Annotated in this window: 13 protein-coding genes; 8 read left to right on the top strand and 5 right to left on the bottom strand. The window is 69.0% G+C overall.

Features of this window, described 5'->3' with window-relative positions; all coding sequences use genetic code 11:
* Positions 1–63: 63 nt before the first annotated feature.
* The 8 genes from QRN67_RS24455 (at position 64) to QRN67_RS24490 (ending at position 7,684) form a co-directional block, all read left to right on the top strand.
* A complete protein-coding gene (locus tag QRN67_RS24455) occupies positions 64–840 on the top strand; it encodes a FadR/GntR family transcriptional regulator (RefSeq protein ID WP_285414057.1) in 777 nt (258 codons plus the stop codon).
* 127 nt (positions 841–967) lie between these two features.
* The gene (ltnD, locus tag QRN67_RS24460; protein ID WP_285413945.1) at positions 968–1,888 is read left to right on the top strand and encodes an L-threonate dehydrogenase; all 921 of its coding nucleotides are present in this window, start codon (positions 968–970) and stop codon (positions 1,886–1,888) included.
* Between the two features lie 27 nt (positions 1,889–1,915).
* Complete coding sequence (gene denD, locus QRN67_RS24465; protein WP_285413947.1) at positions 1,916–2,929, top strand: D-erythronate dehydrogenase; 1,014 nt, start codon at positions 1,916–1,918, stop codon at positions 2,927–2,929.
* 3 nt (positions 2,930–2,932) lie between these two features.
* Positions 2,933–4,228, top strand: a complete 1,296-nt coding sequence (otnK, locus tag QRN67_RS24470; RefSeq protein WP_285413948.1) for a 3-oxo-tetronate kinase — start codon at positions 2,933–2,935, stop codon at positions 4,226–4,228.
* A gap of 290 nt (positions 4,229–4,518) precedes the next feature.
* A complete protein-coding gene (locus QRN67_RS24475; protein WP_285413949.1) occupies positions 4,519–5,184 on the top strand; it encodes a class II aldolase/adducin family protein in 666 nt (221 codons plus the stop codon).
* Positions 5,185–5,196: 12 nt separating this feature from the next.
* Positions 5,197–6,015 carry a 2-oxo-tetronate isomerase gene (gene otnI / locus QRN67_RS24480; protein ID WP_285413950.1) on the top strand — a complete coding sequence of 273 codons (819 nt, stop codon included), beginning with the start codon at positions 5,197–5,199 and terminating at the stop codon, positions 6,013–6,015.
* The gene (locus QRN67_RS24485) at positions 6,012–7,220 is read left to right on the top strand and encodes an amidohydrolase family protein (protein ID WP_285413951.1); all 1,209 of its coding nucleotides are present in this window, start codon (positions 6,012–6,014) and stop codon (positions 7,218–7,220) included. The genes otnI and QRN67_RS24485 overlap by 4 nt, the downstream gene beginning before the upstream one ends.
* Positions 7,217–7,684, top strand: a complete 468-nt coding sequence (locus QRN67_RS24490) for a RidA family protein (RefSeq protein WP_285413952.1) — start codon at positions 7,217–7,219, stop codon at positions 7,682–7,684. The genes QRN67_RS24485 and QRN67_RS24490 overlap by 4 nt, the downstream gene beginning before the upstream one ends.
* Here QRN67_RS24490 and QRN67_RS24495 read toward each other — a convergent pair.
* The 5 genes from QRN67_RS24495 to QRN67_RS24515 all read right to left on the bottom strand — a co-directional run bounded on the left by QRN67_RS24495 (position 7,677) and on the right by QRN67_RS24515 (position 12,786).
* On the bottom strand, positions 7,677–8,369 hold the full coding sequence (locus QRN67_RS24495) for a TetR family transcriptional regulator C-terminal domain-containing protein (protein WP_285413953.1): 693 nt from the start codon (positions 8,367–8,369) through the stop codon (positions 7,677–7,679). The two genes, QRN67_RS24490 and QRN67_RS24495, sit on opposite strands and share 8 nt — an antisense overlap.
* The gene (locus QRN67_RS24500; RefSeq protein WP_106936419.1) at positions 8,366–9,334 is read right to left on the bottom strand and encodes a PDR/VanB family oxidoreductase; all 969 of its coding nucleotides are present in this window, start codon (positions 9,332–9,334) and stop codon (positions 8,366–8,368) included. Before QRN67_RS24500 ends, QRN67_RS24495 begins: the two co-directional genes overlap by 4 nt.
* 35 nt (positions 9,335–9,369) lie before the next feature.
* Positions 9,370–9,960 (bottom strand): NAD(P)H-dependent oxidoreductase, encoded by a 591-nt coding sequence (locus QRN67_RS24505; RefSeq protein ID WP_285413955.1) that lies wholly within the window; start codon positions 9,958–9,960, stop codon positions 9,370–9,372.
* A 141-nt stretch (positions 9,961–10,101) separates the two neighbouring features.
* Positions 10,102–11,130 (bottom strand): ABC transporter substrate-binding protein, encoded by a 1,029-nt coding sequence (locus QRN67_RS24510; protein ID WP_081268772.1) that lies wholly within the window; start codon positions 11,128–11,130, stop codon positions 10,102–10,104.
* A gap of 273 nt (positions 11,131–11,403) precedes the next feature.
* Positions 11,404–12,786 carry an FAD-binding oxidoreductase gene (locus QRN67_RS24515; RefSeq protein WP_285413956.1) on the bottom strand — a complete coding sequence of 461 codons (1,383 nt, stop codon included), beginning with the start codon at positions 12,784–12,786 and terminating at the stop codon, positions 11,404–11,406.
* Positions 12,787–12,849: the final 63 nt, after the last annotated feature.

Raw genomic sequence — 12,849 nt, forward strand, 5'->3', positions numbered from 1 at the left:
AAGGGCGGGAGCGGTCCGCGCGGGGGCTGCGTTAGAGTCGCAGCCCATCGCCGCATCATGCCCATGACCGCCCGCTTCCAGTCCGTCGCCCCCACCGTCCGCCTGGCCGACCAGGTGGCCGATGCGCTGGTCGCCGAGGTGCGCAGCGGCCGCCTGTCCGAAGGCGACCGGCTGCCCACCGAGACCGCATTGGCCGCGCAGTTCGGCGTGAGCCGCACCGTGGTGCGCGAAGCCGTGTCGCGGCTCAAGTCGTTGGGCCTGGTCGATTCGCGCCAGGGCAGCGGCGTGTATGTGCGCGCCGCCGGCATCGAGCCGCTGCGCTTCGAGATGCCGCATGTCGCCTCGCGCGAGGCGGTGGTCCAGATGGTCGAGCTGCGCCGCGCGCTCGAAGCCGAGGTGGCCGCGCTGGCCGCCGAGCGGCGCACCAGGGCCGACCTGCGCCGCATCCGCGAAGCCATCAAGGCGCTCAAGGCGGCGGTGGCGGACGGCGGCAACGGGGCCGAAGAAGACGTGCGCTTCCACACCGCCATCGCCGAGGCCGCGCGCAATCCCTTCCTTCTTGGCACGCTGCAGTACCTGCGGCAGTTCCTGCATGGCGCCACCCGGGTCACGCGCGCCAACGAGGCACGCCGTGCCGACTTCGCCGCCCAGGTGGCGCAGGAGCATGCGCTGATCGTCGACGCCATCGACGCCGGCGACCCGGTGCGTGCGCGCGAAGCCGCCAAGTCGCACATGGACAACGCGATCCGCCGCATCGAGCAGGCCGACCCGGCGTTCTGGCAGCAGGAGGGCGCGCAGCTCGCGCGGCCGTTGGTCGAAGGCTGGCCCGCGCGCAGCTGAGCCGCGCACGCCCCGGTGCGGGTTAGATCGGATCGGCCCGAGCGATGGGAATTTGTATGATGACCTTACAAATCGAGCCGCAGGCCATCGTGGCCTACGCTGTACACCGTTCAAGGAAAGCGCGTCCATGACCTCTTCACCTGTCCCCGTCGTCGGCCTCGTGGGCCTTGGTGCCATGGGCGCCGGCATGGCGCAGTCGCTGCGCCGCGCCGGCCATGCGCCGCATGTGTTCGACGTGCGCCGCGAAGCCGCCGAGGCCTTCGCCCGCGACGGCGGCACGGCCTGCGCCACGCTCGAAGCGCTGGGCGCGCAGTGCGACATCGTGGTGTCCGTCGTCGTCAACGCCGCGCAGACCGAATCGGTGCTGTTCGGCGACGGCGCCGCGCCCGGCTGCGCCGCATCGATGAAGCCCGGCAGCCTGTTCGTGATGTGCTCCACCGTCGATCCCAACTGGTCTGTCGCGCTCGAGGCGCGCCTCGCGACGCTGGGCATCCTGTACCTCGACGCGCCCATCTCCGGCGGCGCCGCCAAGGCCGCGAGCGGCCAGATGACGATGATGACCGCCGGCACGCCGGCCGCCTACGAGAAAGCCGGCGCGGTGCTCGACGCGATGGCCGCCAAGGTCTACCGCCTCGGCGACCGCGCGGGCGCGGGCAGCAAGGTGAAGGTCATCAACCAGCTGCTGGCGGGCGTGCACATCGCCGCCGCGGCCGAGGCGATGGCGCTGGGCCTGCGCGAAGGCGTGGACCCGGCCGCGCTCTACGAGGTCATCACGCACAGCGCGGGCAACAGCTGGATGTTCGAGAACCGCATGGCCCATGTGCTGGCTGGCGACTACACGCCGCTGTCGGCCGTCGACATCTTCGTGAAGGACCTGGGACTGGTGCTCGACGTGGCGCGGGCCAGCAAGTTTCCGCTGCCGCTGTCGTCCACCGCGCACCAGATGTTCATGCAGGCCTCGACCGCGGGCTATGCGCGCGAGGACGACAGCGCGGTCATCAAGATCTTCCCCGGCATAGAAGTGCCGGCCCCGAAAAAAGAAGCCTGAAAAGAAAGCACAGAGAGACACACACACATGAACATCCTCATCACCGGCGGCTGCGGCTTTCTCGGCGCCCGCCTCGCCCGCACGCTGCTCGCCGGCGGCCATCTCGCGCTGGCCGGCGCCGCCGCGCAGCCCGTGTCGCGCATCACCCTGGCCGACCGCGTGCCGCCGCCCGCCGACCTGGCCGGCGATGCGCGCGTGCTGTTCGTGCAGGGCGACCTGCTCGAACAGCTCGCGAGCGGCGCGCTGCCCATGGCCGAGACGCAGCTCGTGTTCCACCTCGCCGCGGCAGTCAGCGGCGAGTGCGAAGCCGACTTCGACCTCGGCATGCGCAGCAACCTCGACGCCACGCGCGGCCTGCTCGAAGCCGCGCGCCGCGCCGGCCATGCGCCGGTGTTCGTGTTCTCCAGCTCGGTCGCGGTGTTCGGCGATTCGCCCGAGCAGCGCCTGCCGGCGGTGATCGAAGACACCACGCTGCCGACGCCGCAGAACAGCTACGGCATCCAGAAGTTCATCGGCGAGCAACTGGTGGCCGACTTCACGCGCAAGGGCTTTGTGCAGGGCCGCAACGCGCGGCTCATGACGGTGTCGGTGCGCCCGGGCAAGCCCAACGGCGCGGCCTCCAGCTTCCTCAGCGGCATGCTGCGCGAGCCGCTGGCCGGCGAGCGCGCGCGCTGCCCCGTACCGCCCGACACGCCGGTCGCGCTGGCCTCTCCCGGCAACACCGTCGCCGGCATCATCCGCGCGGCCACGGCCAGCGCCGCCGAGTGGGGCGCACGCACGGCCGTCAACCTGCCCGCGCTCACCACCACCGTGCGCGACATGGCGCAGGCGCTCGAACGCATCGCGGGCAAGGAAGCCACCGGCCTGATCGACTGGGCGCCCGATGCCGCCGTCGCGAAGATCGTCACCAGCTGGCCCAGCCGCATCCAGGCAACGCGCGCCGAGGCGCTGGGCCTGAAGGCCGACGCCAGCTTCGACGCCATCCTGCGCGACTACGTGCGAGAGAACGCGCAGGCCGTGAAGCTGCCGCTGAAGGACTGAGCCATGGCCAAGCTCGTGCTCGGCTGCATCGCCGACGACTTCACCGGCGCCACCGACCTCGCCAACAACCTGGTGCGCGCCGGCATGCGCGTGGTGCAGGCCATCGGCGTGCCCGAAGCGCCGAGCGCGGGGGCCGAACGGCCGCCGCTCGACGCGGATGTCGATGCCGTGGTGGTCGCGCTCAAGTCGCGCACCATCGCGCCGGCCGAGGCCATCGCGCAATCGCTGGATGCGCTGCGCTGGTTGCAGGCACAGGGCGCGCAGCAGATCTACTTCAAGTACTGCTCCACCTTCGACAGCACGCCGCAGGGCAACATCGGCCCCGTCACGGAAGCGTTGATGGATGCGCTGAACTGCGACTTCGCCATCGCCACCCCCGCCTTCCCCGACAACAAGCGCACCGTGTTCAAGGGCTACCTGTTCGCAGGCGACGTGCTGCTCAACGAAAGCGGCATGCAGAACCATCCGCTCACGCCGATGACCGACCCGAACCTGGTGCGCGTGCTGCAGGCGCAGTGCACGCGCAGGGTGGGGCTGATCGACTACGCCGTGGTGGCGCGCGGCGCGGCGGCCATCGGCGAACGCATCGCGCAGCTGAAGGCCGAAGGAGTCTCGATCGCCATCGTCGATGCGGTGTCGAACGACGACCTGGTGCGCATGGGCCCCGCGCTCGCGAAGATGCCGCTCGTCACCGCAGGCTCCGGCGTCGCCATCGGCCTGCCGGCCAACTTCGGCCTCGCGCCCTCCTCGCAGGCCAGCGCATTGCCGAAGGCCGGCGGCAAGACGGCGGTGGTCTCGGGCAGCTGCTCCCTCGCCACCAACCGGCAGGTGCAAGACTTCATCCAGCGCGGCGGCGCGGCCATGGCCGTCGACCCGCTGCGCATTGCGCAGGGCGTCGACGTCGCGGCAGAAGCGCTGGCATGGGCTGCGCCATTGATCGACAAGGGCCCGGTGCTCGTCTATTCCACAGCCGATGCCGGCGCCGTGAAGTCGGTGCAGGGCAAGCTCGGCGTGGAGGAGGCCGGCGCGATGGTCGAGCGCACCATCGCCGCCATCGCGCGTGGCCTGGTCGAGCGCGGTGTGCGCCAGTTGGTGGTGGCCGGTGGCGAAACCTCCGGCGCATGCGTGCAGGCGCTGGGCATCTCGCAGATGCAGATCGGCCCGCAGATCGACCCCGGCGTGCCGTGGTGCCATGCGCGTTCCGACGCTGCGCCTGGAGGCGGCTTGCATATCGCGCTCAAGTCGGGCAACTTCGGCAGCGATGATTTTTTTACCAAGGCGTTTGCGGTGCTTGGATGACGTTCGTGATTCAGGGCTCGCTCACGCCGACGGGGTACCTTGCTCCGCGAATGTCCCCCGCCCTTCGGGCTCCTCCTTTATTTCGCTGCGCAAGGCACCCCATCGCCGTGATCGTTGGACAGAGCGCCGGTCGATCGGCCGAGCACCAGCAGCGTGTCCACTGCACAGGGCGCCGGGTGCTCCCCGCAGCGAAATAAAGGAGGAGGCCGCAGGCCGGGGGACATTCGCGGAGGGGAGTACCCGGTGGCCTGTGCAAGCCCCCGAACAACGGAACTGAACAGAAAAAAGAAATGACCGAAACCCAAGCCAGAGAAGAAATCTGCCGCACAGGCCGCAGCCTGTTCGACAGAGGCTACGTGCATGCCACCGCAGGCAACATCAGCGTGCGGCTGGACGACGGCTTCCTCATCACGCCGACCGACGCCTGCCTCGGCTTCCTCGACCCCGCACGCCTTGCAAGGCTCGACGCGCAAGGCCGGCAGACGAGCGGCGACCGCGCCAGCAAGACCATCGCGCTGCACACCCGCATCTACGCCGCCGCGCGCAAGTTCGACGCACACACCGCCTGCGTCATTCATACCCACAGCACCCACTGCGTCGCGCTCACATTGAACCCAACGGGCGACGAACTGCTCCCCGCGCTCACGCCCTACTTCGTGATGAAAGTCGGCCACGTGCCGGTCATTCCGTACCACCGCCCCGGTGCAGCCGAGGCGGCCGAACAAGTCGCTCAGGCCATCGAACGCATGGGCGCCGCCGGCACCCCGATCCGCGCCGTGATGCTCTCGCGCCTGGGCCCCAACGTCTGGCACGACACCCCCGCCGCCGCCATGTCCGTGCTCGAGGAACTCGAGGAAACCGCCCGGCTCCGGATGCTCACCCAGGCTGCCAGCCCAGAGCCGCTGGATGCCGCACAGATCGATGAACTGCGCCGCACCTTCGGCGCGCGCTGGTAGTAAAAACACCCCATGCCCCAATTCGCCGCCAACCTCTCGATGCTCTACCCGGAGCTCGACTTCCTCGACCGCTTCGACGCCGCCGCGAAAGACGGCTTCCAGGGCGTCGAATACCTCTTCCCCTATGCCTTCCCGCAGCAAGAGATCATGGCCCGCCTGCAGGCCAACGGCCTGAAGCAGGTGCTCTTCAATGGCCCGCCCGGCGACTGGGACGGCGGCGACCGCGGCCTCGCCTGCCTGCCGGGGCGCGACGCCGAGTTCCGCGAAGGCATCGCCCGGGCCGTCGACTACGCCGTGGCGCTCGACTGCCCGCGCATCCACGTCATGGCCGGCCTCGTGCCCGAAGGCCTGGAGCGCGATGCCGTGCAGGCCGTGTACCTCGACAACCTGCGCTGGGCCGCCGCCGAAGCCGCCAAGGCCGAGCGCGACGTGCTGATCGAGCCGATCAACACGCGCGACATTCCGCGCTTCTTCCTCAACCGGCAAGACCATGCGCACGAGATCGTCGAAGCCGTCGGCGCGCCCAACCTCAAGGTGCAGATGGACCTGTACCACTGCCAGATCGTCGAAGGCGACGTGGCGATGAAGATCCACAAATACCTGCCCACCGGCCGCGTCGGCCACCTGCAGATCGCGGGCGTGCCCGAGCGCCACGAGCCCGACATCGGCGAGCAGAACTACCCCTACCTGTTCGACGTGATCGACGAGGTGTCGGCGCAGTGCGGCTGGCAGGGCTGGGTCGGCTGCGAGTACCGGCCCGCCCGCGGCGCCGAACCCGGCGGTACGTCGGCCGGCCTGGGCTGGCTGCGCGCCTGGCGGCAGCGCGCATGAAGCTCGAGGCGTTGCGCATTCCGGCGCCGCTGCGGGGCTTCGGTGCCGGCGACGCGGAGCTGTTCGACATCGTGCTGGCTGCCGGCAAGGTCGAATCGATCACGCCGAGCGCCGATCAGAAGCACGCGCGCGGCACGCTGCTGAGCGCGCTGGTCGAGGCCCATGCGCACATCGACAAGAACTACACCGTGCAGGACGTGGGCGCCGCGCAGGGCAACCTGTTCGCGGCCATCGACCGCATGAACCGGCACCGCGACAGCTGGACCGGCGAGTCGCTGCGCCTGCGCATGGAGCGCGCGCTGCTCGACGCATGGCAGTGCGGCACCCGCGCGCTGCGCACGCACCTCGACTGGGTGCATGCCGAGCCGCCGGCCGCGATACCGGTGTTCGAAGCCTTGCGCGAGGAATGGCGCGGCCGCGTCGAGCTGCAGTTCGTTTCGCTCACGCCGCTCGACCTGTTCGCCGACCTCGCGGCCGGCGAGCGCATCGCGCGCGAGGTGAAGCGCGCGGGCGGCGTGCTGGGCGCCTTCGTCTACCGCAACGACGGCATCGTGCACAAGCTGGGGCGCGTGTTCGACCTGGCGCAGCAGCACGGGCTGGCGCTCGACTTCCACGTGGACGAAGGGCTCGACGCCGAAGCCGGCGGCCTGCGCAGCATCGCGCAACTGGTGCGCGCGCGCGACTTCAAGGGCGGCGTGGCCTGCGGCCATGCCTGCTCGCTGTCGGTGCAGGACGATGCGGTCGCGGGCGAAACCCTCGCGCTGTGCGCGGGCGCCGGGCTGCATCTCATCGCGCTGCCCACCACCAACCTCTACCTGCAGGGCGCATGGGACCGCACGCCGGTGCAGCGCGGCATCACGCGCATCCGCGAGGCGGCGGCACGGGGCTTGCGTGCGAGCCTGGCGACCGACAACGTGCAGGACGCCTTCTATCCCTACGGCAGCTATGACCTGCTGGAGACCTTCGGCCTCGGAGTGCAGGTGGCGCACCTGGCACCTGCGGCCGACTGGCTCGACACCATCACCGTGAACCCCGCGAAGGCGCTGGGGCTCGCGTGGGACGGGCGCATCGCACCGGGCTGCCCGGCGGACCTGCTGGTGCTGTCGGCCACCGCTGAACACGAACTCATCGGCCCGCGCGGACGGCAACGCACCGTCATCCGCGCCGGCCGGATCATCGAGAAAAATCTGGAGAAAACCCAATGAGCATGGGCAAGCCAATGGCCAACTACGCCGCCGCCAAGCGCGTCGGCGATTTCGTCTTCATGAGCGGCGTGGTCGCGGTCGATCCGGCCACGCGTCGCGCCGTCGCTGGCTACGACGCCATTCCCGAAGAAGCGCGCACCGCGCTGCAGGGGGTGGGCTACGCCACCGGCCAGATGTCGGTGGACGTTTTCGAGGGGCCCATCGTGGCGCAGAGCTGGTTCGTGCTGGAGCGCATCCGCCAGATCGCCGCCGAGCACGGCGGCACCATGGAAGACGTGGTCAAGCTGGTGCAGTACTTCCGCCACCTGCCGCACTACGCCTTCTACAACCGCGTGCGCGGCCTGTTCTATCCGGGCGAGCCGCCGGTGAGCACGGTGGTCGAGGTGTCGCGCTTCCTGCCGGGCGACGAGGTGCTGGTGGAAGTCGAAGCGACGATGTACCTGCCGCAGCGCGCGGCTACCTGACCCCTGCGCCCTTGAACAGGAAATCGGTCACCTGCTCGATCAGGTAGCGCCGGTCTTTCTCGTCGCCTTGCTGGGCCGTATCGCGGAAGTAGGCGGCCTGCGTGGCATGGTCGGCATAGAACTGCGTCACGGCCCAGATGTGGAACAGCACCAGCATCGGGTCGGCCTTGTCCATCAGGCCCTGGTTCATCCAGTTCTGGATCACGGCGGCGGCCTGGTCGGTGCGGGCCTTGCTCGTGGTCATCATGTCGTTGATGACCGGCGCGCCGCGCATCATCTCGGCCGTGAAGATGCGCGAGCGCAGCGGATGGTCGAACGAGAACACCATCTTGCGGTGGATCAGGTCGCCCAGCACCTTGCGCGGGCCGAAGGCTTCGTCGCTGAAGCCGAACACCACGATCCAGTCGGTCAGGATGTCCTGCAGCACCTGCCGGTACAGCGCTTCCTTGCTCTCGATGTAGTAGTGCAGCTGCGCCTTCGACAGGCCCGCCTTGTCGGCGATGGCCTGGGTCGACGCGCCGGCCAGCCCCTCGCTCGCGAACACCTCGATGGCGGCCTGGTTGATGAGGCCGAGCACCTGCGTGTACTTGCGCGAGCGTCCGCGCGTGGCGGGGGCCTCGCCGTCGCCCTCGTCGGCAGCGGCGGGGGGCTTGGTGGTGGTGTTGTTGGAAGCGCGCGCGTTCACAGCTGAAGCACCAGCTCCGTGCCCCTGGCGCGGGAGCAGCACAGCGCCACCTTGTGGCGGCGCTCGCTGCCGGTCAGGCAGAAGTCGCGGTGCTCGGCACCTTCGCCGTCGCCCTCGACCACGCAGGTTCCGCACAGGCCCTGCTGGCACGACACCGGGATGTCGATGCCGACTTCGTGCAGCGCATCGACGGCGGTCTGGTCGGCCGCCACCGGCACGCTGATGCCGCGCCGCGCGAGCTTGAGCGTGAAGGGCAGGCCGGTGGCGGTGTTGGCGTCGGTGGGGGCGGCGAAGTATTCGGCGTGCAGGGCGTCTTCGGGCCAATCCGTCATTGCGGCCGCGTCGCGCACCGCCTGCATGAAGCCGCCCGGCCCGCACACATAGAGATGCGTGCCCGGCGCACGCTCGGCCAGCAGCGCGCGCAGGTCGATGCGCTGCGAGGCGTCGCCCTGGTCCAGGTGCAGCCGCAGATGCGGCGCCAGCGCGGGCGCGTGCAGCGCATCGGCAAAGGCCAGGTGCTCCTCGCTGCGCGCGAACACGCACAGCGTGAAGGAGGCGCCGCGCGCGGCCAGCGCCTGCGCCATCGCCAGCAGCGGCGTCATGCCGATGCCGCCGGCCAGCAGCAGGTGATGCGCGGCTTCCTCGCGCAGCGGGAAGGTGTTGCGCGGGGCGCTGATCGGCAGCAGGTCGCCTTCGCGCACGCGCTCGTGCATCGATGCCGAGCCGCCGCGGCTGCCGAGCTCGCGCTTCACGCCGATCACGTAAGGCGCCGCATTGCCCGAAGGCGCCCGCGCCAGCGAGTACTGGCGCGAGAAGCCGCCGGGCATGTGCACGTCGATGTGCGCGCCGGCCTCGTAGGCCGGCAGCGGCCGGCCCCACGGATGGGCCAGCTCGAAGGCCAGGATTTCCGGCGTCTGCCGCGAGATGCGTTCGACGCGGACGGTGAGCGTGCGTTCGAGGCTCATGGTGCGAGCTCCCTATTCTTTCTGTTTGAAATGGCTCAGATGCTCTGCAGCTTGCGCGACACGCGCGCAATGAAATGGCTGCGGTCGTGCGCGGTCGCGGCGTTCATGTCGTGCAGCTGCAGCCACGTCACCTTGCAGCGCCATGCGAACAGCGCCCGCAGCGCGCGCGTGAACAGCCGCCGGCCCGGATCGCCGATCGCCATCACGAACCAGCGCGGCGAGCCGCCCGTGGTCACCACCGTCAGCCGCTGGATGTGCCGCATGCCCGACTTCACGAGCTGCCCCTTGCGCTCGGCCGGCAGGAAGGCCACGCCCGGCAGCCACACCCGCTCCAGCCAGCCCTTGAGCATCGACGGCGGCCCGTGGAACCAGGTGGGGTAGACGAACACCAGGTGCTCGGCCCACAGCAGCGCATCGACGTGGGGTTTCACGCGTTCGCGGATCAGTTCGGGGTTGTCCAGGTAGGCCATGCGCTCCTCGCGTGTCAGCGTCGGGTCGAAGCCCTCGGCGTACAGGTCGATGGCCTTGACGGAGTGCCGGGGCTCGAGCGCCTCGAGGGCGGTGCGGTAGAGCGCGTGATTGAAGCTGTCAGGGTTCGGATGGCAGTGGACGACGAGCGTTTTCATTTGAGGGCCGGTTCGCCTGTTCGGCGAGACGGGGTCAGAGCCCAAGGAACAAAAGGCCGCGCAGTGCCTTATGGCAACCCAGGCGCCGGCATCTGACCCCGGCGCAAGCCCCGCGCGACCCACGGGAAAAAACCGGCGTGCTTACTTGCCGGTGAGCTTCTTGCGGACGTCGACGCCGACGCCCTTGTTCACGAACTGCGTGGTCACGACCTTCGACAGGTCGACCTCGCCGGGCTTGTACAGGCCAGCCTTGACCATCTTGTCGTAGAAGTCCTTCACGCGGGCTTCGTCCATGGCGCCGATGCCCTTGGTGAGCGACTCGCCGCTGTCGACGATGCCCATCTTCTTCATCAGCTCGATGGAGCCCTGCAGCGCGGCGATGGGCGAGTCGGGGTTGGTCTTGGCGATGAGCTCGTTGGCGGCCTTGTTGTCGCCGTAGAGGTAGTTGTTCCAGCCGATGATCGAGGCCTCGACGAACTTGCGCACCGTCTCGGGCTTGTTCTTGATGAGGTCGGCGCGGGTTTCGATGGTGGTCGCGTAGGTCGAGAAGCCGTTGTCGGCCAGCAGCTGCACCACGGGGTCGAAGCCGGCCTGCGCCTTGATCGACAGGGGTTCCGAAATGGCATAACCCTGCTGGATGGACTTCTTGTCCGCCAGGAACGGGCCGACGTTGAAGGTGTAGGGCTTGAGCTGCGAGTCCTTGAAGCCGTACTCCGACTTCATCCACTGCCAGAAGCTGAACTGGCCGTCCTTGCCGATGAAGGCCACGGGCGCCTTGGTCATGTCCTTGAAGGTGTCGAAGCCCTGTCCCGGGTGGGCGAACATGGCCTGCGGGTCTTTCTGGAAGAAGGCCGCGACGACCACGGTGGGCACGCCGTTCTTCACGTTGTCGAAGGACTGCAGCAGGTTGCCGGTCATGAGGAAGTCGACCTTGCCGGCCGGCAGCATCGGCCGGTTGTTGACCATCGGGCCACCCTGCTGGATCTCGACGTCGAGGCCGTACTTCTTGTAGGTGCCGTCCACCAGCGCCTGGTAGAAGCCGCCGTGGCCGGCCTGCGCTTTCCAGTTGGTGGCGAACACCACTTTTTCCTGCGCCTGCACGGCGAAGGCGGCGGCAGCGAGGGCGAGGCCGAGGGCAAGCGGACGGATTGTCAGAGCGGGAACGCGCATGGCAGTGGACTCCTGGGTTGAATGCGACGGGGTATTTTCATGTCAGCGGTCCACTGTGAGATGGATGGAACTGATAGAGGTGAGTGTGGTTGGGGTGCGTGCACAGGGCGTCGGGTACTCCCCTCCGCGAATGTCCCCCGGCCTGCGGCCTCCTCCTTTATTTCGCTGCGGGGAGCACCCGACGCCCTGTGCACGGGGCACGCTGCTGGTGCGCGGCCGATCAACGACTGCTCTGTCCAACGATCACGGCGAAAAGGAAGAGGAGATTTCATTTCAGCGCTCGACAGCCATGTCGGCAGTCCAGCCGCGCGTCTTGCCCGGGTTCATCAACCCCATCGGATCGCTGCGCTTCTTGAACTCGATCTGCTGCGTGTCGATGGTCTTCATGCCGCCGTCCTCGATGGTCACGACGTGCGGGTTGAAGATCTTGCAGCCGCCCTGCGACTCGATCTCGCGGATCAGCTCGTACTGGTGGGCCTCGCCCTTCCAGCGCACCAGCAGGATGCCGAAGGTGCCGCATTCGCCGTTGGCGCGGGCGAAGTCCTGGTGCTGCAGCACGTCGTCCCCGAAGATCTGCAGATGGCGCTCAACCACTGCGGGGTCGAAGGGCTGGGCGTAAGCCACCTGCAGATAGGTCCAGCCACGGTCGGCCTTCAGTGCCTGCAGCGTCGTGTGGTTGAACGCGCATTCGTAGGCCGGCGGCAGGCCGTCGGCCAGCAACTCGGCCTCGGTGCCGGCCACCGAGATGGTGCCGCCGTGCGCTTCGGCGAGCGCGCGGAAGTCCGCCATCGAATCGGGCGAGACCATGGTGAACACCGCATGCCGGTCTGGCGGAAAGCGGTCGCGCATGGCCGTGTAGTAGGGCGAGAAGCGTGCCTCCACCGTGGACAGCAGGAAGATGTCGAGCGTTGGCGCCTGCGCCGCGATGCCGAAGTCGAGCGCGCCGCGGTAGGTGTCGAACAGCACCGTGCAGTGCACCCATTCGACGGCGGGGCTGAGCGCCACTTCCACGTCGAGGATCACGCCGTTGGTGCCGTAGGCGTGGTGCACCTGCTGGATCTCGTCGCCGTGCAGCTCGATGACGCGCGGCTCGCGCTCCACCGTCATCACGCGCGCGCGCAGCAGGTTGCCGGGGTCGCGCAGGATGCCGTGGCGGAACGAGCCGATGCCGCCGAAGCCGCCCGCGATGAAGCCGCCGATGGAAGCCACGTGCCAGGTCGACGGCCACATGCGCAGCGCCTGGCCGGTCTCGCGCGCGGTGAGGTCGATGTCGTGCATGCGCGCACCGGCTTCCACGCGCATGCGGCCTTCGCCGATGTCGAGCACGCGGCACATCTGCGTCACGTCGAGCACGATGCCGCCTTCGAGCGGTACGCACTGGCCATAGTTGCCGGTACCGCCGGCGCGCACCGTGAGCGGCAGCTTCCACTTCGCGGCCACGGCCGCGGCCTGGCGCACGTCGTCTTCCGTGCTGACCTTGACCACGAGGTCGGCCACGCAGCCCGCGAGCTGCGCGCTGAGGATGGGGCTGTACCAGTAGAAGTCTTTCGACAGCTGCTTGCGCTGGGCCGGCGCGGTGACGACGTTGAGGCCGCGCAGGTCGGCGCGTACGGCGTCCCAGTCAACGTTTGTCGGGGAAGGGTGTTCGGAACTCATCGAGGCTCTGTCCGGGGGAACTCTTTGCAAGGGAGCACCGCGGAACCGGCTTGGCCGGGCCGC

This window comes from Variovorax sp. efr-133-TYG-130, assembly GCF_030208835.1.
GTDB lineage: Bacteria > Pseudomonadota > Gammaproteobacteria > Burkholderiales > Burkholderiaceae_C > Variovorax.